General features: G+C 39.8%; 20 protein-coding genes and 1 pseudogene. 5 read left to right on the top strand and 16 right to left on the bottom strand.

Annotated features, from left to right (window positions below; translation table 11 throughout):
* Positions 1–953 precede the first annotated feature (953 nt).
* From ASU00_RS21160 to nirB (ASU00_RS21145), 4 genes are all read right to left on the bottom strand, one after another.
* Positions 954–1,274: a hypothetical protein gene (locus tag ASU00_RS21160; RefSeq protein ID WP_057915441.1), complete on the bottom strand. Its 321-nt coding sequence runs from the start codon at positions 1,272–1,274 to the stop codon at positions 954–956.
* A gap of 137 nt (positions 1,275–1,411) precedes the next feature.
* Positions 1,412–3,028, bottom strand: coding sequence for a family 14 glycosylhydrolase (locus ASU00_RS21155; protein WP_057915440.1), 1,617 nt, complete (start codon positions 3,026–3,028; stop codon positions 1,412–1,414).
* 212 nt (positions 3,029–3,240) lie between these two features.
* The gene (nirD, locus tag ASU00_RS21150) at positions 3,241–3,558 is read right to left on the bottom strand and encodes a nitrite reductase small subunit NirD (protein ID WP_057915439.1); all 318 of its coding nucleotides are present in this window, start codon (positions 3,556–3,558) and stop codon (positions 3,241–3,243) included.
* Between the two features lie 17 nt (positions 3,559–3,575).
* Entirely contained in the window at positions 3,576–5,990 is a 2,415-nt protein-coding gene (nirB, locus tag ASU00_RS21145; RefSeq protein WP_057915438.1) for a nitrite reductase large subunit NirB, read from the bottom strand.
* A gap of 201 nt (positions 5,991–6,191) precedes the next feature.
* Between nirB (ASU00_RS21145) and ASU00_RS21140 the strand changes: the two genes are divergently transcribed.
* Complete coding sequence (locus ASU00_RS21140; protein ID WP_057915447.1) at positions 6,192–6,518, top strand: MerR family transcriptional regulator; 327 nt, start codon at positions 6,192–6,194, stop codon at positions 6,516–6,518.
* Positions 6,519–6,684: 166 nt separating this feature from the next.
* On the opposite strand, the gene cobA is transcribed toward ASU00_RS21140, so the two are convergent.
* From cobA to ASU00_RS21120, 4 genes are all read right to left on the bottom strand, one after another.
* Positions 6,685–7,458, bottom strand: a complete 774-nt coding sequence (cobA, locus tag ASU00_RS21135; RefSeq protein ID WP_057915437.1) for a uroporphyrinogen-III C-methyltransferase — start codon at positions 7,456–7,458, stop codon at positions 6,685–6,687.
* Between the two features lie 72 nt (positions 7,459–7,530).
* Positions 7,531–9,681, bottom strand: coding sequence for an assimilatory nitrate reductase catalytic subunit NasC (nasC, locus tag ASU00_RS21130; protein ID WP_057915446.1), 2,151 nt, complete (start codon positions 9,679–9,681; stop codon positions 7,531–7,533).
* A gap of 100 nt (positions 9,682–9,781) precedes the next feature.
* A complete protein-coding gene (gene nirB / locus ASU00_RS21125) occupies positions 9,782–12,103 on the bottom strand; it encodes a nitrite reductase large subunit NirB (protein ID WP_057915436.1) in 2,322 nt (773 codons plus the stop codon).
* 27 nt (positions 12,104–12,130) lie between these two features.
* Positions 12,131–13,336, bottom strand: coding sequence for a nitrate/nitrite transporter (locus ASU00_RS21120; RefSeq protein ID WP_057915435.1), 1,206 nt, complete (start codon positions 13,334–13,336; stop codon positions 12,131–12,133).
* 277 nt (positions 13,337–13,613) lie between these two features.
* Here ASU00_RS21120 and ASU00_RS21115 point away from each other — a divergent pair, with 277 nt between their 5' ends.
* Positions 13,614–14,156: a ribonuclease H-like YkuK family protein gene (locus ASU00_RS21115; protein WP_057915434.1), complete on the top strand. Its 543-nt coding sequence runs from the start codon at positions 13,614–13,616 to the stop codon at positions 14,154–14,156.
* A gap of 118 nt (positions 14,157–14,274) precedes the next feature.
* Here the strand turns inward: ASU00_RS21115 and ASU00_RS21110 are convergent, their stop codons facing one another.
* The 5 genes from ASU00_RS21110 to ASU00_RS21090 form a co-directional block, all read right to left on the bottom strand.
* The gene (locus ASU00_RS21110) at positions 14,275–14,532 is read right to left on the bottom strand and encodes a DUF2533 family protein (RefSeq protein ID WP_057915433.1); all 258 of its coding nucleotides are present in this window, start codon (positions 14,530–14,532) and stop codon (positions 14,275–14,277) included.
* Between the two features lie 219 nt (positions 14,533–14,751).
* Complete coding sequence (locus tag ASU00_RS21105; RefSeq protein WP_057915432.1) at positions 14,752–15,177, bottom strand: OsmC family protein; 426 nt, start codon at positions 15,175–15,177, stop codon at positions 14,752–14,754.
* Between the two features lie 262 nt (positions 15,178–15,439).
* A complete protein-coding gene (locus ASU00_RS21100; RefSeq protein ID WP_057915445.1) occupies positions 15,440–16,666 on the bottom strand; it encodes an MFS transporter in 1,227 nt (408 codons plus the stop codon).
* 359 nt (positions 16,667–17,025) lie between these two features.
* Complete coding sequence (locus ASU00_RS21095; RefSeq protein ID WP_057915444.1) at positions 17,026–17,907, bottom strand: mechanosensitive ion channel family protein; 882 nt, start codon at positions 17,905–17,907, stop codon at positions 17,026–17,028.
* A gap of 22 nt (positions 17,908–17,929) precedes the next feature.
* On the bottom strand, positions 17,930–18,322 hold the full coding sequence (locus tag ASU00_RS21090; protein ID WP_236712793.1) for a sporulation protein: 393 nt from the start codon (positions 18,320–18,322) through the stop codon (positions 17,930–17,932).
* A gap of 637 nt (positions 18,323–18,959) precedes the next feature.
* Here ASU00_RS21090 and ASU00_RS21085 point away from each other — a divergent pair.
* Complete coding sequence (locus ASU00_RS21085) at positions 18,960–19,496, top strand: IseA DL-endopeptidase inhibitor family protein (RefSeq protein ID WP_057915430.1); 537 nt, start codon at positions 18,960–18,962, stop codon at positions 19,494–19,496.
* A 437-nt stretch (positions 19,497–19,933) separates the two neighbouring features.
* Here the strand turns inward: ASU00_RS21085 and ASU00_RS21080 are convergent, their stop codons facing one another.
* Together ASU00_RS21080 and ASU00_RS21075 are read right to left on the bottom strand one after the other, a co-directional pair.
* Positions 19,934–20,926 (bottom strand): HAAS signaling domain-containing protein, encoded by a 993-nt coding sequence (locus ASU00_RS21080; RefSeq protein WP_057915429.1) that lies wholly within the window; start codon positions 20,924–20,926, stop codon positions 19,934–19,936.
* A complete protein-coding gene (locus ASU00_RS21075; RefSeq protein WP_057915428.1) occupies positions 20,913–21,260 on the bottom strand; it encodes a PadR family transcriptional regulator in 348 nt (115 codons plus the stop codon). Before ASU00_RS21075 ends, ASU00_RS21080 begins: the two co-directional genes overlap by 14 nt.
* Before the next feature lie 159 nt (positions 21,261–21,419).
* Between ASU00_RS21075 and ASU00_RS24765 the strand changes: the two are divergent.
* Positions 21,420–21,593, top strand: a pseudogene (locus ASU00_RS24765) (glutamate synthase-related protein); the annotation flags it as partial.
* A 191-nt stretch (positions 21,594–21,784) separates the two neighbouring features.
* On the opposite strand, the gene ASU00_RS21065 reads toward ASU00_RS24765, so the two are convergent.
* Positions 21,785–22,723 carry an MBL fold metallo-hydrolase gene (locus ASU00_RS21065; protein WP_057915426.1) on the bottom strand — a complete coding sequence of 313 codons (939 nt, stop codon included), beginning with the start codon at positions 22,721–22,723 and terminating at the stop codon, positions 21,785–21,787.
* Between the two features lie 553 nt (positions 22,724–23,276).
* Between ASU00_RS21065 and ASU00_RS21060 the strand changes: the two genes are divergently transcribed.
* Entirely contained in the window at positions 23,277–25,343 is a 2,067-nt protein-coding gene (locus tag ASU00_RS21060; protein ID WP_057915425.1) for a Na+/H+ antiporter, read from the top strand.
* Positions 25,344–25,359 lie beyond the last annotated feature (16 nt).

Genomic DNA, 25,359 nt, shown 5'->3' with positions numbered 1-25,359 from the left:
CGTATCTTACTGAGGGGCTCTATTTTTTTCAAACCTGATATTTAACGATCTACAGGAATGCTAACCTGCCCATTTAGTTGCATAGGAAAAAACCAAAATCAATAATTGATTTGGTTTAACATTCAACTCTCTAAATTCCCTCCACCTAAGAAGATCAAAAGAGTTCATTAGAACATTAATGTGGATCTTTGAACAAAGAAACCACATATTGAATAATAAATCACCAAACCTATCTTCATTGTTATATAAACAATGAAAAAAACCCTATTATAATAGGGTAATGATAGAGTCAGTAAAGATAATTACCTCAATGTAACCTTAGCCACAAAATTGCCTCTTGTTGTGTTTAAACGCAACTTTTTAAGATCTTCTGCTGTGCTAGTTTAAGTACATTTTATTGCATTCCCTTTTCTGCCATAGCATACTTTTCAATTTTAACATTCCTAAAAACATAGTTACGTTCTTAAAAACAGGAACCCTCTTTGGTGCTAAAACGTTGTACAATCAGTCTTAAGAAGATGGAAAGGTTGATTTTGGGTTATGCTCGTTTCAGTACAGAAGTACAAAATTTAGATATGTAATTGGATGCCTTGCAAAGACTTGGAGTGGAAAATCGATACTTAAATAAGATTTACCTATAAAAAGGATTACTTCACCTTATTTAAAAATTATGGAGACTCTATCTTTGCTCTCAAGCACAGTGGAATGAAGCAGAGGGGGCGACACACCAGCGGGAAATGCGCGTCTACTTGAGACCCCACAGGCTGAAAGTCTAAGGAGGCTCAAGGACCGGCTCTGGTCTGGATAGGGAGCGCCTGCAGTGCAATGATACGGTCAAAACTCAGAAAGCTAAAAACCGTAGACAAACTCCATTATTATCGAGTTTGCCTACGGTTCCAATTATGTTAGCAATGGCTTTATATTATTTGCTTATAAGATACACGTTCAGCCCTTTAGTAGCCTCCCAAACGCTCCTCCAAAGACATAATCCGGAAGGTCATCTCTTGATTTCTGGATAAACCACCCATTACTATTTGATTATCTTTGGTAATGGTGACATATCTGAACGTTTCATCGCCGTTAATGGTAATTTTAGTTTCCCTTGTCGTTTCCATTTTCGCAAAGCCTTGGTCTGTGTACGTAAGCGGAAGTAAGTCATCCAACCCTTCATCAGGACTACCGAGCCACTTAAACATGAAATCCTTCAATGAAAATTGTTCGATCATCGATAAATGCTCTTTAAAAATTAATTGATCCATTGTTATTTCTTTCAACTTATCCACTCCTCAATCTTAGTTAAAGTGTATATGGATAAACGCCGAGCATCAAGAGCATTCCAATGACAAACGATTTACATTTAGATTACGTGCCTCATAGGCAGCAATATATTAGGCCAGGTTAGCAGAACCTATTACCAGGAGGAACTATAAGTTCCTTTGCCAGTCACTGGAGTTTTAATGCTTTTATTCGGACCTTGTTGCCACGTAATCTTACCATTTTCATCTTTCATGACGAACTTGAATTGATAATTTCGATCTGCGGCTAAACGAAAGGTCCCTCTCCAGCTGCCCTTTTTATTTTGAGTGAGCTTGTATTCGTAATCGACCGGATTCCACCTTCCGATTTCTCCTCTATCACCAATTAAGAAAACACCCTGTGTAGCAGGGACATTTTCAACGGTGAAGGTAACTGGAATCGATCTGCCTTCCAACTTATTCGCCAACATTCGTAATTCTGCTGTGGGATTTCCTTTATCATCGAATAAATACGACATCCTTAGGAAAGTGAAACCGTCAAAATCATAGTTAAAAACCATTTCCGCTATATTATCAAAGCCCGCTTCATTGTTGATAACCGGTAGTGCATTTTCCCCGTTTAATGAAATCCCTTTTTCATTCGCTAATTCAGCAATTTGGGCAACCAACGTTTTAGGGGCACTATAGTAAGGTGCTGCATGTGCGTCTTGATCTCCCATTTCCAAACAGGTGAACGTAAGGGCCATGTTTGATTTCTTGAATTGATTCAATAATTGGGAGTAGTTATAGTACCCGGCACTATACTCTGCTGAATGCGGCATGATTGGATCATTCATTTTCCAATGGACTCCTGAGATCTTGGCACCAATGGGGACGCTGAACACTTTATCGAAATGTTTATGGGCAAATTTGGAGATTTTGGCAAGATGCTTTTCAAGCGCTCCTTGATACCATTGCATGAAGTCGTTTCCATATTGTGTATCGATTGCTCCGCCCTTGATGAAAAATTCATCCCCGTTTTCTGGCGGTTGTATCTCCTTCCAGTTTTTATATGATTTGCCCCAAGCGGCATTTAATTTTTTTATTGTTGAATATTTTTCTTTCATGGTCAGCCTGAAATCCCGTTTTGCTCCTTCTGTATAAGCTTGGAGCTGTCCCCTTTCAGGATAATCCCAGCCATCAGCATTTTGATAAGAGGGGTATCTTAGTTCCCCAGCTGGTCCCGCACTTAGATATATTTTTGCGATTAGATCCTTCTTATCAGCAAAGTTCTCTGCAAAGGATTTATACAATTCATTGTATTGATTGGCTGTACCTTCCCACCAAGGAGCAAGCACTTCTTTATTCCAGAAACCACTTTCACTCTTGAATGCCATGTTTTCTGCAGTGTCTTTACTCCAGAGCCAGCTCGGGATGGGATAATTACAATCATCCCCCACATTACCTCCGCATTGATGCGTAGACAAAATGGGTACCCACTTTAAACCGGAAGCTTTCACTGTTTCTCCATACTTTTGATAATAGGACCAATCAAACTGATTATCTTTTTTACTCTCGACCAACCCCCACCATATATCTGTCGTTATGGCATAGACTCCATGATCCTTCAGCTGAATCAGCTCTGCTTCAAATGCCTTCCAATCCGTTATTTCACCTAATGGAGCCATCACATAAAGCTTGTAATCTGGTTTTACTTCTGCTAATCCAGGTGTACTTGATAAAGGAACAAAATACAGCATAAAGGTAAAAACGCCAACAGATAATTTGTTCATAAGAACGCCAACCTTTCCCCTAATCTTTTATAAACATCTCTAGTTGTAATCGTTACATTCATTTCGTTTAATCCAGCCTTCCTTTACTAGAAATTATATTTGTTTTGGTAATATTTATCAATTTAATTCGTCAAGGTAATTTAATTCATGGCTTCACAAAGAAAAAATGGATAGTCCAATAGACTATCCAGTGAGTGAGTTATCTATATTTTTTATAAAACAATATAAACATTATCGTCTTCTATTTCAACATTGAATGTCTTTACACAGCCATTATCAGGTTTTTGGACTTCTCCATTCGTAACATTGATTTTCCAGTCATGCATCGGGCAAAAGACGTGATCACCACTCACGATGCCTTCAACCAGAACGCCGCCTTTATGTGGACAACGATTTTCAATGGCTCGGAATTCACCATTTGCTAAATGAAAAAGAGCAATTTCATGAGAGCCTATGGTTACGGTTTTTCCCAAATTCTTTGGCATCTCATTTACTGCTGAAACCTTGATCTTTTGAAGCGTTTCCCCCATTTTGGCTTCCCCCCTATTCATTTATTTGATATAGCTGGAATTTTCACTTTTTGAAAAAACCCGGTTTGGATTACATTGCTATCAATGATTTCTTTCCACGGTTCTTGCAATACTGATAAGGCCTCATTTAACCGTTGATTAAGCTCCATCCTTTTTTGTTTATCACCCATAACATTTTTAATGACATCGAACCCTACACGTTCGACCCAGACAGACGTTCTTTCTAAATAATTGGCAGTCTCTCTGTAATGCTGAATGTATGCACCGGTAATTTCAATTACCTCATCACTTGTTTTCACTTTGCATAATAATTCTGCAGCTCTTAAGTGGGTACCTCCGTTGCCGCCGATATAAATTTCCCATGCACCGTCAACTCCGACAACACCAAGATCTTTAATACCTGATTCAGCACAATTACGAGGACATGCCGACACAGCCATCTTAACCTTATGCGGCGTGCCTACACGTTCAAATTTCTTCTCCAGGGCAACGCCTAGCCCGATTGAATCTTGGGTGCCAAAGCGGCAAAAGTTTTCACCGACACATGTTTTCACAGTCCGAAGCGTTTTCCCGTATGCATATCCAGAAGGCATATCAAGGTCAGCCCATACACTTGGAAGGTCTTCTTTTTCGACACCGAACATATCTATTCTTTGTCCGCCTGTAACCTTAAGTAGCTTAACATTATACTTGTCGGCAACATTTGCTATTTTCCGTAATTGATCAGGATTAGTGACGCCGCCATACATTCTGGGCACAACCGAAAATGTACCATCCTTTTGAATATTTGCATGTAATCTTTCATTGACAAAGCGAGATTCTTTTTCATCTTCATATTCAACAGGATAGATCATGCCTAAGTAATAGTTCAGTGCCGGTTTACACTTCGAGCATCCATCACTTGTACTCCAGCCGAGAACATTCATGACTTCACGAGTATGGGTCAGACTTTTTTCGCGTATTTCAGCAACAACCTCATCTCTGGATAAAGTGGTGCAGGTGCATATCGATTCCTTCTGATTTGTCTTACTGAAATCAGCGCCTAATGTCAGTTCGAGAATATCACCGACTAACGGTCTACAACCACCGCATGATCTTGAAGCATTTGTGCAGCCTTTTACCTCATCAATACTTGTTAAAGCTTTAGATTCAATAGCCGACACAATATCGCCCTTCGTTACTCCATTACAACCACAGATGATTTCTTCATGTGACATCGAACTGACAAGACTAACACTCGGTTCACTTGTTCCAACATGTAAATATTCGGAAACGTCGGCATTTTTATTAATCATGCTCAATAGGTTATTGCTTTCTTTTGTATCCCCGAATAATACCGCACCAGAAATTTTCCCATTCCGAATACTTACTTTTTTGTAAGTACCATTCCATTCATTAAATTCCTTGATTGATTTAGTATGTTCATCCTCAAAAATTTCTCCAGCTGAAAATACATCAACACCAGATACTTTTAACTTAGTAGACAGCACTGAACCCTCGTAAGGTTTGCCTTCCATCCCGCAAATACTTTTGGCCAATACTTTTCCCTGTTCATATAGGGGGGCGACTAAACCATACACCATCCCTCGGTGCTCCGCACATTCACCAACAGCATAAATATTAGGGATTCTTGTCTCCATATAATCGTCCACGATAATTCCTCGATTAACAGGGATGCCGCAATTCCGGGCCATTGCAACATTTGGTTTAATCCCAACTGCCATGACCACTAAATCTGCACTTATTTCCTCTCCATCACTAAAACGTAATCCCTTTACATCAATCTCACCTACAACCTCCTGCGTCTGTTTCCCAAGATAAAAATTCATTCCTTGGCTTTCAAGTTCCCTTTGCAGCATTTTTCCTGCTGTTGGATCAAGTTGCCTATCCATCAAATATTGCGAAAGGTGGATAACATCTACCTGCATACCTAGATTCAAAAGCCCTCTGGCCGCTTCAAGACCTAGTAATCCTCCTCCAATGACTGCAGCTTTATTTTTGCTTTTCGAATATCCAATCATTTTTTCGCAGTCTTCAATATTTCGAAAGGCGGTCACTCCTTTTTTATCAGCCCCTTTTATCGGTAGAATGAAAGGAATTGATCCGGTAGCTAAAATTAATTGATCATAACCCACTTCACGATTCGTGTCTGAGTAAATGATATGCTTAGTGGTGTCTATGTTCGTGACGGTTTCACCTGAAAAAAGTGTAATATTGTTATCTTTGTACCAGTTCCAATCATTTATTGTCATTTCATCTATTGTCGTAGCACCTTGTAATACATTGGAAAGTTGAATTCTATCATAATTCGGATGTGGTTCACTTCCGAAAACAGTCACCTCAAACCTATCTGGTTTTATTTTCAAAATTTCTTCTATACATCTGACTCCTGCCATGCCATTCCCGATGAGTACCAATTTCTTCTTCGTCATGTTATGTCCTCCAATTACGTTTTTTTGAAAGGATTATGTGCTTGATTATAGGCGAGGACAAAATGTATAACAACAAGCGTGTTATATAATCTAACATATTTTTTGTAAATTTGTTATAAATGTTAGATTTTATAACAAATATTCAGAAAATTGAGATATAATACTTACTATTCTAACTAAATCTCAAATGAGGTGATTTTCATCGTCCAGCAAAAAGAATCGTATTTAGACAGAAAAGTAATATCCATAGGAGTAGTCAGGGAGTTAACCGGACTTTCGGAAAGACAAATCCGCTATTATGAAGAAAGAAAGCTCATTTTTCCCGAAAGGTCTAAAGGAGGTAACCGCAAATACTCTTTTTCGGATGTCAAGGCATTAGTGGAAATCGCCGATAAAATAGAAGATGGTGTGCAAACCAATGAAATTAGACAGGAAAAATTAAAAGAAAAGAAAAAAATTGAACAAGAAAACATGCGAAAAAAAATGTTGCAGGGCCAATTAAATGCACACTTTGGCTTACGCAATTGATTTTCGCTAAGAGTTCGGTATGATTATCCAATTCCATACCCAGATTTCATATTTAAATAATCCCAGATCACGGTTTCAATACTATGCAGTTCTAAAAAATAAGTAACATTATTACACTGGGCATGATATCTTAAGTGTCCAGTTTTCCATTTTCATTACAGTCAAGCTATCTAGTGAACTGCCTATCGTTTACTTTCTCAGGAAACCATGATAAGTTTTCGGATAAATTCACCACTTTTCCTATGATAATCATGGCAGGATTGGCAATTTGCTCTCTTTTAACAATGGCTACTATTGTATCAATTGTCCCTGTAAAAGTTCGTTGAAAACCTGTCGTTCCTTGTTCAATGACAGCAATAGCCGATTCAGGCTTCTTTCCGCAGGAGCGTAGTTGTTCACAGATATAAGGAAGGTTTTTGATTCCCATATAAATAGCAAGAGTGTCAACACCATGTACCAAATGGTTCCAGTTGATGTTATCAGGTTTGCCCGTCACACCATGTCCTGTGACAATCGCGAAGGAACTCCCCCATTCCCTGTGCGTCACGGGAATTCCTGCATATGCTGGCGCAGCGATTCCAGCTGTGATTCCAGGAACTATTTCGAATTGAATTCCGTGCTTTACTAGCACTTCCGCTTCCTCACCGCCTCGTCCAAAGATGAAAGGATCTCCCCCCTTTAGACGAACGATTGTTTTTCCTTCTAATGAGTTACTAATTAACAATGAATGAATGTCCTCTTGAGAGACACAATGTTTACCGGGCGCTTTTCCGCAAAAAATGTATTCAGCTTCAGTTTTTCCGTATAAAAGCAATTCACGATTGACTAATCGATCATACAAGATAACATCCGCTTTTGCGATGCACTTGGTTGCCTTGATGGTAATTAGATCTGGATCACCAGGTCCAGCTCCTACAATATAGACCTTACCCTTTTCCATGATTTTTCTCCTTTTTTGTTAGTTATGCAAACTTCATCTGAAATCCAAACTGAGTGGACAGTCTCTTTCTGATTAATTAGAAGTTAACTCAACTATCGGTTGTACTTTTACAGCACTGACTTTAAAGCCAGGCATTTTACATGTCGGGTCTAAATCCTGTGAAACGAGGTTATTGACATTTTGTGAGTCCGCCCAATGAAATGGAACGAATATCGTATCATGGCGAATGGTTGCTGCCCATTTGCTTCTTACAACAATACTTCCCCGCCTTGATTCGATTTTTACCAATACATTGTCTGGAATATGATATTTCTTGGCTGTTTCCGGGTGGATTTCCATAAAGGATTCGAAATTTCTTGCCGCCAGTGATGAGCTTTTTCTCGTTTGAACTCCCGTTAAATAATGTGACATGATTCTTCCTGTTGTTAAATACAACGGAAAATCCGTACATGGCTGTTCTTTTGGGACAAGAGGCAAATTATTGACCACAGCCATGGCCGCCTTGCCATCCGTATGTGCAAAAGACGATTCGAATAACCGCTTTGTCCCTTTATGGTCAATGGTTGGACATGGCCACAAAATGCCCCCTTCTTTTCTTAATCGATCATACGTTATCCCATAATAATCAGCAGCGCCCCCGCGACTTGCCACTCTTAATTCGTTGAAAATATCTTCTGCAGTTAGAAAGTTGAAATGCTCCCCTTTGCCAAGAACTTTTGCTATATCGCAAATGATTTGCCAATCATGCTTCACTTCCCCCGGTGGTGGAAAACTTGCTTCCCGCAATGTTACCCGTCCTTCTACATTTGTCATTGTTCCTTCATCCTCCAAATAAGAAGACGTGGGTAGGATTAAATCTGCCAATCTAGCAGTTTCAGAAACGAACATATCCACTGCAACCAGAAACTTTAATTTTCCCAAAGCCTTCTTGACAAAGTTAGCATTAGGGTTAGAGACAATGGGATTAGAGCACATTAAAAACATGCCGGTTATTTCTCCTTCATTTATTTTTTCGATCATCTCGAATGCTGAGACACCTTTACGTGGCAACTCAGCCTCATTGATTCCCCATACACTGGCTATATGTAATCTGTGTTCCTCATTTTCGATCATACGATACCCAGGCAGTTGATCTGCCTTTTGGCCATGCTCTCTTGCACCCTGCCCATTTCCCTGTCCAGTAATGGCACCATAACCCGAATTCACTTTTCCGATTTTTCCGGTAACAATAAGAATATTAAGAAAATTACGAACAGCAGCAGAACCATCTGTTTGCTGCTCAACGCCTCTTGCTGTAAAAATCATCCCGGATTCTTCTTTCCCGAACATGGCAGCTGCCATCCTAATTTGGTTGCTAGCAACCCCTGTCATTTCTGCAATATCCTCCAACCTTAAAGATCTAACATACTCTTTAACTTCGTTGTAGCCATTTGCTCGTTCCCGGATAAATGCTTCATCGATAAAACCCTCTTCAATGATCACTTTCAATAATCCGTTTGCCAAGGCGGCATCCATCCCTGGTTTTATTTTTAGATGTAAGTGAGCCATTTTCGTTGTTGCTGTTTCTCGCGGATCTACAGCAATGATATATGCGCCATTCTCTTTTGCTTTCTCAAAGTACGGCATGATGGTAGGTTGGCATTCCGCAATATTCGTACCCGCCAAAATGATGCACTCTGTGTACGGAATCTCTGATAGACTGTTAGTTAGGCCCCTGTCCATACCAAATGTTTGACTTGCTGCCGAAGCAGCTGCGGACATGCACAAACGGCCATTATAATCTATATGCTTCGTTTTTAATGCAACTCTGGCAAATTTGCCGAGCAAATATGCTTCTTCATTTGAAATGGAGGCACTTCCGTATACAGATAGAGCATTTACACCATCTTCCGTTTGAATCTTAGTGAAATTTTTCTTAATGTGGTGTAAGGCTTCGTCCCAAGAAATGCGAACAAATTCACCATTTTTTTTAAGTAACGGGTATTTAATTCGATCGTTATGCAATGCATGCTGGTGTGCATTCATGCCTTTAATGCATAAGCGCCCCTCTGAGGTTGGATTATCTTGACCAATGGTCATATACTTTTTTCTTGAAACGATTGTTTGTTCCAGCAACTGCATTTTACATTGCACGCTGCAAAACGGGCATTGTGTATCATACCTTTTTTCTGATTGGACTTCGATTTGCTTCATACGGAAATATTTTAATAGTAATTCTGTCAAGTCTCCCACCCTTTACTCATGGATTTCTTTGGATCCTTTTCTCCTTGCTTTTACCGTATGCCTTAACGTGCATGTAAACGTACTTGCTCCTTTCTCTGAGCTATGCCATTTCAAACCGTTGTGACAGTTGCTGACTGAGTTCTTTATCGAATAATACTTCCCTAACATGAATTAATCCCACTCGTTCAATCCACTGCCAAGTCCTCTCTAAATAATTGGCTGTCTCCCGATAATATTGAATAAAGCCGATGATGGTTTCGATTGCATCTTCATTAGTAGAGGCTACACATAACAGTTGACCGGCACGTACATTACGCCCGCTGCTTCCTCCCACATAGATTTCCCAGCCCCTGTCCATACCCATAACACCTATATCCTTCGTTGTTGATCCTGCACCATTATGCATACAAGCAGATATGCCCATCTTTATACGGTAAGGTGTTAAGAGATGCTCGAATTTTTTTTCCAAGTTTACAGCAAGTAAAAGGGATTGCTGTTTATCACAAGAGCAAACATGTTCCCCAATACAAGTTTTGACGTTGTGAACGGTATTGCCATATTTCGAGCTTAACGGCATATCTAAATCGGTCCACACACCTGGTAGATCTTCTTTTTTTACACCCATTAAATGAATCCTTTGGTCGCTTGTTATGGCCAACTGCGCTATATCATATTTATCTGCAACATTTGCAATTTTTCGCAAGTCTTTCGCATTCGTCATACCACCGTACAATTGTGGGATAACGGAGTATCTGTCATCACTTTGAACGGTTGCATTCTTTTGTTCGTTTATGTAAAGCGTTTCCTGCTCAATCTCGTATTCAGGATGAATCATTCTTAAGTAATAGCTCAGGGCTGGCCGGCATGTTGCACAACCAGTTCTATTTCCCCATGCGAGTACATCCATCACGGCTTGAACAGATGTTAAGTTTTGAAGCTGAATTTGATACACGACTTCATCTTCCATTAAAGTCGTACATGAGCACATTATCTTTTGTATTTTTGTATCATCAGTAAGATTACTTTGAATATATGCCAATAGTTCGGTCACTGCCGGCTTACACCCACCGCAAGAACCGGATGCCTTTGTGCATTGTTTAACTTGTTCCACTGTGGTTAATCCTTTATTTTGAACAACATCAATGATTGCCCCTTTAGAAACAGCATTACAATTGCAAATGAGTTCATGATTGTCCATTGCTGCCATTTCACCTTCACTCATTTGTGCTGAGTGAAAAAGCACCCCTCTTTCCTCAGACGATACTTCTTGCCGATTTATAATCAGATCCAGTAATCGTGAGCTGACCTTTGTATCTCCATACAGAACCGCACCTATTATTCTTTTTCCTTGAAAGACCACTTTTTTATACATACCATCTATTTCATCATAAGCTGTAATGGATTTCGTTGTTTCATCACCTAAGAAATCTCCAACAGAAAATAACTCAACTCCTGATATTTTCAACTGGGTCGATAGGACAGAGCCTTGGTAACCGTGGCATTTTCGCTCACAAATATGCTTTGCCAGCACTTCACCTTGTTCATAGAGGGGTTTCACCAGTCCGTAAACAATGCCCTGATGTTCCGCACATTCGCCAACCGCATAAATATTTGGGATGCTTGTTTCTAAATGGTCGTTTACAACAATGGCACGATTTGTATCAATACCGCTTTCTTTTGCCAATTGTATATTCGGTCTGACTCCCGCCGCCATGACCACTAAATCGGCTTCCAGCTCGGTTCCGTCCTTAAAACGGACTCGCTCTACACGTTCATTACCGATTATCTCCTGTGTCTTCTTTTTTAAAAGAAAGTCCATACCTTGGTTTTCCAACTCTTTTTGAAGCAACAGTGATGCCGTCGAATCAAGCTGCCTTTCCATTATATGACCGGAAATATGAACGACCTTCACTTCCATGCCAAGGTTTAACAGCCCTCTCGCTGCTTCTAACCCTAATAAACCTCCTCCAATAACGACTGCTTTTTTATACATCCGTGCAGTTTCAATTAACTTTTGGCAATCTTCAATCGTCCGAAAGGCAATAACTCCTTGTTTATCAAAACCGGTAACTGGAAGAATAAACGGGACAGAACCTGTGGCAATTATGAGCTTATCGTAGTGAACTTCCCGTTCTTTGTCCGTTTTTATTTTCCGAGTCTCTTTATCGATTTTCACTACCGTTTCTCCCGTGTACAATAGGATATTATGCTTCGTATACCAGCTCCGTTCGTTTATCGCGATATCTTCAAATGAGGCCTTGCCTTGCAGCACAGACGATAATAAGATTCGATTATAGTTAACATGTGGCTCACTTCCGAAAATCGTAATCTCAAAAGCATGTGGATCATTTTTGATAATCGACTCAATGCAGCGCAATCCGGCCATACCGTTCCCTACTAAGACCAGTTTTTGTTTATTCATTTTATCCCCCCGACACGTAATGAAAATTTATATCTTAACTGAACCCTTTCCAAGCACCCACGTTTTTCTCCATGAAAGCTGAGCTAAAACCAAGATCATGAAGGCCATGATTCCAATTGCTGAAAAAACTAAAAAACCTGTAGCATAGGTTCCAGTCATCTGTTTTAACGTTCCAAGTATGTTAGGAACCAAGAAACCACCTACACCTCCGGCAGCCCCAACGATGCCAGTAATAAAACCAATTTCTTTAGAAAATCGCTGTGGAACTAACTGAAACACCGCTCCGTTGCCCATACCAAGAAAGAGCATGCCGAGAAAAAGTAAGGTCGTAACGACAGTAAAAGAATATAGGAAGCTAATGCCTAACATACATAATGTGAGTCCAATGAATAAAAACATAAGTAATTTAACTCCGCCTACTTTATCGGCAATTAATCCTCCAACAGGTCGAAAGAAGCTTCCAGCGATGACACATAATGTGACAAACTCCCCGGCCCTTACTCTGGATAACCCATACTCATCAACAAAAAAGATGCTTAAAAAGCTTGTAAACCCAACAAATCCCCCAAAAGTAACGCTATAGAGAATGCAGAAGTACCAAGTATCCCTTATTTTAAAAACGTTAAAATATTCCTTGATCGGTTTTGCCGGTGGTTGAGATGGCGCGTCCCTTGCAATAAAAATATAAATGACAAACACGATGGTTAAAGGAACCAATGCTAACCCCATCACATTATGCCAGCCAATGGACTCTGCAATACGCGGTCCGAATAATGTCGCAAACAGAGTTCCACTGTTACCAGCTCCTGCGATACCCATCGCAAGGCCCTGCAAGTGAGGGGGATACCAACGGCTGGCCATAGGAAGTGCTGCTGCAAAACTTGCACCTGCCACTCCGAGTAAAATCCCAATTATATAAAGTTCTGCTAAATTCTCTCCGAACAACCATCCCCAAAAAAGTGGTATCATCGTAACAAGCATCCCTCCGATGGCCGTTTTGCGGGGACCGATGCGGTCTGTCAAAAAACCGAGAACAAGCCGGAAAAACGAGCCGCCCAATATGGGAATAGCTACAACAAAACCTTTTTCAGCTGGGGAAAGACCGAAATCTTTTGTAATATAGACACCAAGTGCTCCTAATAATACCCAAATCATGAAACTGATATCAAAATAAAGGAATGACGCTAATAAGGACGGAGCATGACCGTTTCTTTTCAATTCAGATATTTTCATTTTTCATCTCTCCAATACTTTATAAATTGTATATTCGCTTATTTTACGCTTAAATAAGCAAGATTTCTTTGTTTATGTAAGAAAACATTACATACTTTTTTTGAAAGATAAAATAAGTATAGTTATTTTCTTGAATTAATGATGACGACTCCGTTATTTGTGGATTGGTTCTTCTTATTGCACGAAACAAAGCTCCTCTTCATATGCTATATGTAAGGGAGCAAGTAGATTTTTTTTAATCGGTATGAATAGTCGGAGAAAGGTTGGGTGCTGCTATATGAGACAATCTCCAATTTACAACATTCCGTTTCAAAATCTCCAGGAAAAAAGCATGTCATTTGAAGCCGTCTTCAATCGTATTGTGGAGTTCATGAAATTAAATCCAGCTGGTAACTTTCGTCTAATGGTTGGAACCGATTCCCAGGTACATAAAAAACATACAGTTTTCATAACTGGCATCGTGATTCGGCAGGTTGGGAATGGTGTTTGGGGTTGTATAAGGAAAGTGATGGTTCCTAGAAGGATGACACACTTACATGAACGCATTTCTTATGAATTGTCGTTAACAGAGGAGATCGTTTCCATGTTTACCGAAGAAAGAAAAAACCAGTTAATCGATATTGTTCTGCCCTCCGTCTATCAAGGAGCCACGTTCACTATGGAGGGACACATTGATATCGGGATTGGAAAACGGAACAAAACAAGTGAATTCGTAAATGAAATGATCGCTAGGATGGAATCGATGGGAGTGGAGCCGAAAATCAAACCTAATGCTTTTGTTGCCTCAAGCTATGCCAACCGATATACAAAGCAAGAGTAAACGTTGCTGCTGGCTATCTTGATACTTATATCGAAGTATTTCACAAAAAAAACACCCATTATAATGAGTGTTAGACTTTGAGACGTTTCAAAGCAGTGTACTACCTAAATTGTGCTGCTTATACCAATGTCCCCACATAGGAACGGATCATTTCCGGGGTAACCAGTTTACGAGTAGGTATTAATCTTTCATTTGCCAGCGCATTAATTTGCATGGTGACCTGGTTAATGGAATCTGTTGAAAATTCCATTTCATCTTTACATAATATTACAGCTTCTTGAATATAGCTTTCCCGCTTCTGGTCTAAAACCAAAAATTCAGTGAATTCCTGATTTTGCTTGTGGGCAAGTAACGTAATGGCCTTATGTACACTCATATTCCATCACTCCTAAGATTTGTCTTGGCAATACTATCATACTAACAAGTTATAGGGGAAAACTAAAGAATTAATAACACAAATATTTAATCAATTTGAATTATGTACGCATGAAAGTGTCAAAGCAGCAAAAAAGCCCTTGAAGCGGAAACTCAAGAGCTATGGAGAAGTGGCATCCCAAGAGCTTATTTGCAGCGTAATTACCTATAAGTCGATAATTTATACTTTTTGTTGCCCTTTAATTCCATTAATGGAATAGCTTACTGTTATGGGTGCATTTAAGGAGTGATAGACTGAACAGTACGTATCCTTCGATAACCGGATGGCGCGTACCACTTTATCTTCGGGAAGCTCCCCTTCTAATGAATAATGGATACTATATTGCGTGAATCGTTTAGGATGCTCATCTGCCCTCTTCCCTTCAATCTCCATCTGGAAAGTAAGCGGTTCCAAACGCATTTTTTTTAAGATCATGATGATATCAATTCCTGTACAGCCTGCAAGGGATTGTAAAAGGAACTCTGTTGGCCTCGCTCCACTATTTCTGCCCCCTGCATCTTCTGCCGCGTCCATTTTTATTTCATGTCCTGACGGGGTGGATCCGGCAAATGCCAATTCCCCTGTCCATTTAAGTTCTGTCTTCATTTTTATCAACCCTTCCCTGCCCTTTATTCTTAGCTGAAATGTTCGGAAAGCTTTATTACGGTTTAATGAACCAACGAATACATTTTCATAATCCGTTTGAGTTCGTTACGAAGAGGATTTGCTATTTATTTTATGTAATAAAGCTTAAAAATATCTAACAAAATTTCCAGATGCCAAATAATATTGGGCAGGAACTTTTTGAAGGAAGAAGCAAATTGAAAAAAGCAGGGAGCATGCTCCCTGCTTTTACCGTTTATTTCAGCTACTGAATTTCCAAAGGTTTCGTTTCCGCCTTTTGGTTGTATAATGGCAAAATGCAAACCATCCCAAGAATAAAAAAGAAAGCTGCCGTTTCAAACATGGCAATAAGTGAAAATTGTTCTTTCAACATGCCAGCCAAACTCATGGTCAATACCATCGAGCCAGTGAATAGTGGGGTTAATATTCCATTGACCCTCCCGATGAACGCCCCTTCCGTCCGCTGTAATATTAGGGTATTAATCCCAATTTGGATGCAAGGCAGCATAAGTCCGTTAAAGAACTCCGCTGTAAGTGTGACCCAAAGGTTTGTCGAGAGCCCCAATACCGCCAATCCGATGGCATTTATAAACATGCCAAGGACTAATAGCCTTTGTGGTGCCACCTTTTTGGCAAAGATCATCACACCTGCTCCGCCTAAGATCATTCCAATGCCATTCATCATGAATAACCATTGCAGGTTTTCTTTTGGCAGCCCTAAACGCTCGGTAACAAGAAAAATGGAAAGCGGCTGAATGAAGCCAAGGCCAAGGCCGGCTCCAAGAAAACATAATCCAAGCAGACTCAGTTCTTTTTTTCGCAGCACGTAGTTCACTCCGCTTTTCATTTCCTGCCATAATGTCGTTTTACCGTTTTCTTGATCCAATTTCCGATCTTTCGGAAGGAATGCAAGGGCACCAGCTGAAAGTAAAAACGCTCCACCAGTTATCGCTATTGAGATGTTGATTCCAAACGATTGGAAAGCAAATGTACCGAGAATGGGTCCTAATACCATGAATACGGCGAATACCGTTTGATACACGGACATTCCTGTTTGAATTTGGCTTTCCGGCAAATGCATCTTAAATAACTTCATGCCTGATGGCTGGGAAAATTGAGAAAGGATCGCCGAAATCAAAGTGGCAAAAAACACGATCTTCCACGTTCCGAAGATAAGGGCGATAAGCACCGCAAATACGGATATTGCGCTTAAAATATCGCACCACACCATCGTTTTCTTAGGGCTCCAGCGATCTGCAAATGTACCGCCGATAAATGAAAAAATAAAAATGGGAGCAAATTCCGCCACGGAAATCATTGAAATCGCAAAGGCATCTCCGTTTGTTTGTTCCATGACAAATAACAAAACGGCAAAATTCCGGACCCAAATCCCTATTTGCAAAAATAATCCGGAAAAAATGATTGCACGAAAGACAGGATTCGAAAATATGTTGGACTGCTTTTGGTTTATTGGTGCAGATGTATTTTTTTCCAATATAAAACCTCCTGCTTTAGTATCTGGACAGGAGGCGGCACAATACAAATTAATGAAACAAAATATCCCGAATGAAGGGACACAATGATCGTTTGTATTTTAATGTACAGACCAATCCTATCCAAAAAAAAAGATCGTATTTAACACGCTTTTTCCTTCAAGAATAGGATTAAATGATCATTGTTTAAAATCCACCCTTCCATTATATGCTATTTACATAATAAGCGAATCAAATTGAATAATCAAGGGTGATGTTGAACTTAAAAGGACTTTCTTAGAGCGGAAAGTCCTTAGTATTAAGCATATATAATGGCAATTTTTTATTTTGTTTTTCTTTAATTTTCAATGAGGCGTTCTTGATTCGGATTAGCCTGAACGAGTAAATGGGAAGAAGGCATTAGGATTCGATGCTCATGCAACGCGGTCATCATCTCAAACCTTACATTTCTTGACATTTCAAAGTAATCGTCAGGCTTCACAAGTCCGACTATACATAGCTCATAGCCCACATATTTCAAATTCGGGTTTAAATCGGTGATGCCGAAGTACCGAAAATCTTCTTCAGGTGTACCATCCTCGAGTCTTAGCAGGCTTTCACCGAATTTCTCGTTACAGGTAAGGCAAATATCTTCGAGCAATCGTTTCACCTTTTCCGGGTTTTCCTGATAGCTTACCGTGATGCGCTCGATGATTCGCATTCTTCCTTTATTATAATTTTGTATCGTCCGTATCTCGCTGTGTGGAATGGTCAGAAGTTTCCCAGACCACTCCCTGATCTGCATGAATCGAATCCCGATCTCTTCGACCGTTCCGGAACTTGTCCCATTGAATGTCACGAAATTCCCGACGCGGAACTCATTATCCGATAGCCTTACAAACCCTAATAATATATCCTTAAGCATTTGCTGAGCGGCAAACCCGATCACGACTCCTACAATACCTGCTCCAGCCAGGATTCCTTTTAAGTCGATAAACTGGCCAATTAGATAAACGAGGAAAAGCGCGGCAATTCCGTACCTAAGAGTTGAACGCGTAACCCCCTGTATCGTTCTTTCCACCTCTTCCTCAAAAAAGCTTGACCTTTTAAAGAACCATTCGACCATTTTATTCAAAATATAATAAACGGCCAAAAGCAGCAGCGCTAAGATAAAGAGCCTCATTAATAAAAATTCTTGCAAATAAGTTAAAGTACGCTCCGTAATATTTAAGATATTCAAGTTGCCAACTCCATTTCCGCCTTTATTCAGATTCGATAAAAATCCAGTCATCGTCCTTGCCGATTATCCCTCTATCAAGCACCAGCCTCGTTTTCAAGCGATAGGAAACCTCGCTCTTATATGGATCCTTAAGTATGGGCAGACAGAAGTTAAAAGGAATTTCATTACTCTCCCCTGAATGTATTTCTCTGGTAGATAAAATCGTACTCGTCTTCAAAATTTCTTCCGTTCCTGTAGCATGAGTATCCATGATTAAATCACACTCGATCCTTCTTAGTCTTTGTTCCAGGGTACCACCCTTAATCATGAAATATCCATTTATGCATTCCCCAGATTTATACGTATTTTTTGGAAGGATCAAATCGATTTGGGCTGACCCTATTCCTAAAAGTAATAATGATTTTCTAAGTATCAAAGAATACACTCCATTTAAATTTATTTGTTTTTCCATTATCATCTGCCAATAGCCTACTAAAAAAACCTTCACCGGCTTCGGTAAAGGTTTTCTAAACAGAAAATAGACCTTTACCGATAGGTAAGGTCTGGCTAACAGCACGATGCTGCCAACAACGCCGAGAGCCTGAAGCTCCGTAATGACGACATTGCTGTGAAAGCTACTCCCCTTAGGAGATTATATTCATTATCATAATGTAAGAGTGGAAAGTTTGTCAAACCTTTTAAGTATGACAGTTTAATAATATGCATGTAAAATTGCAGACCATATTCACGTATTGTAAATAGATGAAGTAAAGGTGTTCCGTTCCCTCTTTAGGTTTTACGGGAACATGTTAGGGTAATATGAGTGTAAGGGTATTCATTACATCTTAGACCTTCCCTTTCAGATAGCTAGTTGGTGCCACCTTTGTCTTTTACGAAATAGAAAGAATAAACTGAACAAATTATGTATATTTTAAAGAAACAAAAAACATTTAATATTTTAGAAGTTTTTTCTTTTACTTCCTTCGAATGTGTTGTAATATAAATGTAACAATTGTAATAATAATTACACTTTCGTTACATAATCATCCTAATAGGGATTGGAGAGAGAAAGTATGAATAAAATTTCGGGTATGCTATTATCGATCATCATTTTAATTTTCACTACATTGAGCACGGGTGCTACAGCACAAACCACTTCACAAAATTTATCTGACACGAATGCACTTAAAATTGCCGATAATGCCAGCAAGCATTTTTGGAATGCCTTACATGGTTACACCAACCGTCCATGCACACAAAAAACGTTTACCTATAAAGGCACCGAGTATTCTTACCTTTGCCAAGAATTCAATACAAAAGATAAATTGGTTACTTATTTAGGAGAAACTTTTACTAATAATGCTGTTGAAAAAGGATTAACAAACTATCGTTACATCACCTATAAAGGAAAATTAGCCCGACCTGTCGGCGACGGTGATGGAATGCTGGAATGGAAAAAAGCAAAAATTAAATTAATCCATCAAAAACAAAACGTTAGATCCTATAATCTAACCGTCCCTACAGTCGATGGAGATTCGGTCAAAAGATCGGTTACGTTTTATAAATCAGGAGCCACTTGGAAAGTGAATCAATTCGATGCCGTTCAATAACTTATAATCTGAATGCCCCCCAAATGTCGTCATCACATATGGGGGGCATTGTTTTGGTTTCTTCCTTTGAAATCGTAATAAACCCTTCCCTATCTGAAACATCACAAAACAGCAAGCGGTTGGGTTCACTCGTATTTTTTTAGAAATTCTTGCCGCCTCCGTTTCATTCCACTGAAAATGAAATGAAATTCTGTTTGCCCACAGTTATGGTAATTTATCCTTTAACGTTCCACTCTGGACTCGAAATTGATGCTTTTACTAGTGTATCCCTCTTCTTCGGCTTCTTCCTCATCCAATTCCCTGATTGTGAGCTGGACTTGGCGTGGACGAATTAGATGATGAGCATACGGAGAGGTAAAGCAAGAACTGCTCCAAGAACCAATAAAAAAGGGTTCGAATGGAAACCATTCTGACCCCTTTTTCAACGAAGCTCTATCTTAGCGAATTTTCGCTTTACGAAAGCCTTGATAGCTATCGTAGGCGGCAAAAAAGATGGCGATGAAAATGATCCCCCAATAAATCGAGGTACTCCATTCATCGATTGAAAATAGTGTTTTTTGATATGCAATGAATTCTGGGTTCAATAAATGTGGATTACTGATGATGACAATGAAAGTCAGAGTGGAAAACAGCTGGTAGAGGGCATGAAATAATGCTAGTTTCATCGTCCATCTTCTTAAAAATAATTTATAAATCGCCAACAGCCCACCTACGATAACAACTCCGGATACCAGCAGCCAATAGGAATTCAAAACCCCTTGATTGAATGTAGGGGTCACGAAAATGAGGCTGTCATTTCTGTTTTCATAGACGCCTAATAGGTTTGCTGCATTAAAGTAAAGGGCAGCGAATACAGAAAGTCCTAACAAACTTGCAAAAATCTCGACTTTTGGAATCGCTTTTTTCTTTGATATATTCGGAATATCTTTTAGGTTTTCCGGTGTCCATGGTTTCAAGTCTTTGGTTAAAGGCGACTGGTCTTTTGAAGTATCCAAGCGTTCAAAAATCGCAAACAAAACCGTTAACCAAAAGAATACTTGGATTCCTGTACTGACGATGCCCGCTATCCCTTGCCCGATCATGATGGCAATGCCTTCGATTACCGTTTTCTCACCAAATTCCCCAAATGCATTATCTCCAATTATGGCAATCAGTGATATGACAGCTGCGATTGGAAAAATCATTTTCAATAGACTGATATATACATCATAATAACGGGGTCCAATCAGGTGCATCGGCCGATCTCTATACCCGCTTGCCAGTGTAATCGGATCTCCTAATTTTACAAGGACCTCTTTCACGTCTTGCTCATTATAATCCTTCGGAAGCATATCTTCGATTGTAGAATGAAGCTCTAGAGCAATATCCTCCCGGCTTTTTTCTGGCAGCCTGCGAGTCACTTCCTGAATATAAAGTTCAATCAGCTCCATCTTCTTCCTCTCCTTTTAATAATATATATAGCTCTTGAGACGTTTTTTTCCATTCCTGTTTTAATTGAATGTAGATTTCTTCCCCATAATCACTCAATGAATAATACTTACGTGGTCTACTTTCAGATGTATCCCAGGAGCTTGTTACCAATTCTTGCTTCTCCAGGCGACGAAGCAATGGATACAATGTGCTTTGGTCAATCGTAATTCCAGACTTCTCTAAACGCTGGACAAGCGAGTACCCGTACTGGGGGGTTTTGAGCTGACTTAGAACGGCTAATGTTAAAGTGCCTCTGCGCAGCTCGGTTGTTAATGAATTCAGTAGCGTGCTCATCTCATCACCTCATCTCTATACTATGTGACATACACCATACTTTATACTATGCATCATACACTATTTTAGTTCTTAAACCAACATGAAAATAATAATATTTTCCATAACAAAAAAAGGAAGCGCCAAAGCTCCCTAAAATGAGACAAACCAAATAGGACGTCAGCCATGAGCTATGGCTCTTTGGGTAAGAACGCTATTACTGCGCTTTCTGAGGGAATGGCTCAAGCAAAAGGCACATGGATGAATACAGGGGAAGGCGGTCTGTCGCCATATCATTTAGCAGGTGGAGTCGATTTCTTGTTACCAACAGAGAGGGACTGTTTCGGATTTCAGCTGCCGCTGGTCTGGATTCACCAATCCATTTTCGCCCTGAGCATATTTGCTACAAGGACGATATGGGATTGTCACTTCATTTGACGACATCCTGAATGAAGTAAAGGGACAAATTAAAGCCAGTCAATGAAAAGCAACTGCAATTCTTGGCAGTTGTTTACATGCTTTCTTCCATCATTCAATCACTCAAATCAAATGGCTTGATAATACCAAATGCCATCACGAGTAAATTTTCTGCATTGGTCGTTCAAAAAGAGGTATTCCAGGTGTGCCAGCGTTTCGCCAACCGCAAACCTGGATTCGTGAATGGGTAGATCTCCAAATAGGATTTGACATCCTCTTTTTACTGTAATCGGCTCTTTCATTCTTTCATGAATGACTTGCAAACGGTCCTGATGGTGATCCAATAATTCAGTAATTCGTTGGTTCGCATTTTGAAACGGTTTTCCATGAGATGGGATGACATATTCAACGTCCAACTTTTGTATTTTTTTCAAAGATGTAAAAAACTCTTCCAATGGGTTACTGAAGCCTTTAAACCAGTAAGATATATTAGGAGAGATTTTTGGCAATATATGATCAGTTGAGAACAGAACACTATTTTCCTTGTTATATAGCGATATTAGGCCATCAGAGTGCCCAGGCGTGAAAATCACTTCATATTCGCATTTGCCAAATCGCAGGTGCATCCCTTCTTCAAGGTGATGGTTGACCGTAGGATATGGTTTTACTTGTGGCATAAAGCTGCTTTCGTCACTGGATAAGGCCGTGGCTATGTCGTCCTCCAATCCACATGCATTATAATTCTTTTTAAGGAGATTAAGCGAATCTGCTTCCCAATACGTTTTTCCCGCTTGTTCATCGACTTGTGTCATCCAAACATCTGCACCAGTTAATTGTTGCAAGACTCCTGCATACCCAAAATGGTCTGGGTGATAGTGGGTGATGATAATATTTTTAATAGCATGTTTTTCAATAATTGGATTCCATATTCCCCTGGTCGTGTCATTATTTAATCCCGTATCAATGATTGTCCACCCTTTTTCACCTTCTGCTAGGAAACAATGAACATGGTCCAGCCTAAAAGGCAAAGGAATGGTAATTTGAGTAACTTTCAATTCATTCAGCAAGTACAACTTCCCCCTCCCGTTGTAGCTTTCAATATCACTTTTTTAAAGCGAGTACGTATAAAATCACTAAATATATCAATTCGACAAATTCCCTGTACTTCCTCTATCCAACTTTTACATTTTACGCTACGCAAAAAATCTGGCCGCATCGATTTAGTCCTCGGAATGTAAAAGGGCGTTTATGCCTCATATGGACATGGACAACGAATAACAGACAAGACTACGAGGAGGCTAATAAAGATGGAATCAAGTGGCTACCCTCCTTGAAACAAATGAAACTATCTTTGTTATAAGGCTCCTCTTACCCCGATAATAGCACGATCCGCTTTGCACAATTCATAAAAATTTGCCCTGATAGGATTAACGTATCCATGCGCGGGTATGTTAAGAGCATATGTCTATTTACACGAAGGTCGATGCTGAAAATATTTCAACACGTATGAAGTAGGGGTTGATTTTTAGAGGAATGATCATCCACCTTAAGCACCCCTGTTTTATTCCTTTCATAAATGGATCAGTTGCAGCCTGACTAACATTTAGATAGGGGGATTTTATGTCATTTTTGATCACCATGCTCGGTTTATTGGTTTCTACAATACTCGCTACAATAATGAATGCCAAATGGCCCCGTATCCCATTACCGATTTATCAGATATCCGCCGGAGCAGTACTTTCCTTACTGCCGTTTCACTTATCTTTGGATTTCCATTCGGAATTATTCATGATTTGTGTCATTGCCCCACTCCTCTTTACCGAAGGAAAAAATACGTCCCGTAAAGAAATGCTTGAATTGCGTAAGCCTATTCTGTTATTGGCTTTTGGGCTAGTCTTTGTGACTGTTTTTGCTGGAGGTTTTTTTATCCACTGGCTGATACCGGATATGCCGATGGCCATCGCTTTTGCTTTAGCGGCAACGATAACCCCTACGGATGCTGTAGCAGTCCAATCGATTACAAAGGGCTTGAAGCTGCCGGGCAATATGCTCCCGATCCTTGAAGGTGAATCACTTTTGAATGATGCCGCAGGAATCGTTGCTTTTAAAGTGGCCATGGCAGCTGCGTTAACAGGTGTATTTTCCGTAAAAGATGCTTCGCTCAATTTTATCTTTGTCGCCATTGGCGGGATCTTCATCGGTCTTCTTTTGGGTTATTTAATCGTTAGATTGCGATTGTTTTTACGGGTTCAAGGGCTTGAAGAAATCCCCATGTCCATCGTGATGGAGGTCATTACCCCTTTTGCCATTTATATGGCCGCTGAAGAATTCCATGTTTCCGGTATATTAGCGGTAGTATCCGCAGGTGTCATTCATGGCATCGAGCGGGATCGACTTCAAAATACAACAACGAAATTGCAAATTGTCTCAACGAATACATGGTCGGTACTAGGATATTTATTGAATGGGCTTGTGTTTACATTATTAGGATTCATGTTGCCGAGCGTCTATCGGGAAATCGAGTCCAACTTAAATAGAGGTTCCCTTTTCGGAATAAGTGTCTTGATCGTTCTGTTATTATTGGTGATCCGTTTTATTTGGGTATACATCTTGCATGATACGTTCACCAAGAATAGGGTCAATCCATTGGAACAATTCATTATGTCCCGGATTCATAGGGAAGATAACAAAGTCAGCGATGATAAAAATGTAACTAGAACACGGTATGCACTCTTGACATCAGTTGGCGGCATCCACGGAACCATAACCTTGGCTACCGCTTTATCCATCCCTTATTTCATGCCGGATGACACTTCATTTCCGATGCGCAATACAGTTTTGTTTATCGCAGCATGTGTCATTTTGTTAAGCGTCCTATTGGCAACAGTCATCTTGCCGATGCTTGTAAAGGCACCAGCTGAATCAATAGATGAACGGCTAACCTTGGATGAAGCTTATAAAATCGTGTTGAACAAAACGATTCATCAGTTGAGCAAAGAGGCCAACAGCGATAATCAGAAAGCCGTTTATCAAGTGATGGATGAATTGAATGAACAACTGATCGATTTGGAGCGAGGCATTACGGATAGACCGGATAATAAGACGATACAGGATTTAGTCAAGCTAGGGGCGAATACCGAATTGAAAGTCGTTTCTGGATTAGTCGAAAAAGGAGCTATATCGGAAACGGCCTTCGAACTATATAAAGTTTATATTTCAAGAACGTTGAATTACGTGCAAAAATCATTTCTGCAAAGAGTTTGGCTTTCCGTGCAGGCCATCCTTTTCAAGAAAAAACTAAATGTCAAATGGGATAAAAAATGGGAAGCAAAATTAGAGAAATCCCTCGATAATAACGCGGACCTGATTCAGGAATTCCGTCAAGCGCAAAAAGAAGCAGCCAAGGCCGCCATTTCATTGATCAAACAACAAACTGAGCCAGAAAATCGCCATGAAGTGATGCTTGTCATCCAAAGATATAACCGGTACTTGAATCCATTTCCAACATTAACTGAAAAGGAAACAAACCGTTTACAAGAAATGGTAAGTCATTTTCAGTTGAACGCGATGCAAATCGAACGGGATATCATTCAGCAAATGGTGGAAGATGACCGAATATCCTCCAAAACAGCAACTGAGCTTAGACAAAACCTGATCTATGATGAAATGATCATGATGCAAAATTGATTATATAAGAAAAAAG

This window comes from Peribacillus muralis (assembly GCF_001439925.1).
Taxonomy (GTDB): Bacteria; Bacillota; Bacilli; order Bacillales; family DSM-1321; genus Peribacillus; species Peribacillus muralis.
This window is presented reverse-complemented; position numbering and strand designations above follow the sequence as displayed.

What these genes read in the sequence shown, in the direction of transcription:
- ASU00_RS21155 (WP_057915440.1), bottom strand. Translation starts at nt 3,028, where the DNA reads ATGAACAAATTATCTGTTGGCGTTTTTACCTTTATGCTGTATTTTGTT.
- nirD (WP_057915439.1), bottom strand. Translation starts at nt 3,558, where the DNA reads ATGGGGGAAACGCTTCAAAAGATCAAGGTTTCAGCAGTAAATGAGATG.
- nirB (WP_057915438.1), bottom strand. Translation starts at nt 5,990, where the DNA reads ATGACGAAGAAGAAATTGGTACTCATCGGGAATGGCATGGCAGGAGTC.
- cobA (WP_057915437.1), bottom strand. Translation starts at nt 7,458, where the DNA reads ATGGAAAAGGGTAAGGTCTATATTGTAGGAGCTGGACCTGGTGATCCA.
- nirB (WP_057915436.1), bottom strand. Translation starts at nt 12,103, where the DNA reads ATGAATAAACAAAAACTGGTCTTAGTAGGGAACGGTATGGCCGGATTG.
- ASU00_RS21120 (WP_057915435.1), bottom strand. Translation starts at nt 13,336, where the DNA reads ATGAAAATATCTGAATTGAAAAGAAACGGTCATGCTCCGTCCTTATTA.
- ASU00_RS21115 (WP_057915434.1), top strand. Translation starts at nt 13,614, where the DNA reads ATGAGACAATCTCCAATTTACAACATTCCGTTTCAAAATCTCCAGGAA.
- ASU00_RS21110 (WP_057915433.1), bottom strand. Translation starts at nt 14,532, where the DNA reads ATGAGTGTACATAAGGCCATTACGTTACTTGCCCACAAGCAAAATCAG.
- ASU00_RS21105 (WP_057915432.1), bottom strand. Translation starts at nt 15,177, where the DNA reads ATGAAGACAGAACTTAAATGGACAGGGGAATTGGCATTTGCCGGATCC.
- ASU00_RS21085 (WP_057915430.1), top strand. Translation starts at nt 18,960, where the DNA reads ATGAATAAAATTTCGGGTATGCTATTATCGATCATCATTTTAATTTTC.
- ASU00_RS21080 (WP_057915429.1), bottom strand. Translation starts at nt 20,926, where the DNA reads ATGGAGCTGATTGAACTTTATATTCAGGAAGTGACTCGCAGGCTGCCA.
- ASU00_RS21075 (WP_057915428.1), bottom strand. Translation starts at nt 21,260, where the DNA reads ATGAGCACGCTACTGAATTCATTAACAACCGAGCTGCGCAGAGGCACT.
- ASU00_RS21060 (WP_057915425.1), top strand. Translation starts at nt 23,277, where the DNA reads ATGTCATTTTTGATCACCATGCTCGGTTTATTGGTTTCTACAATACTC.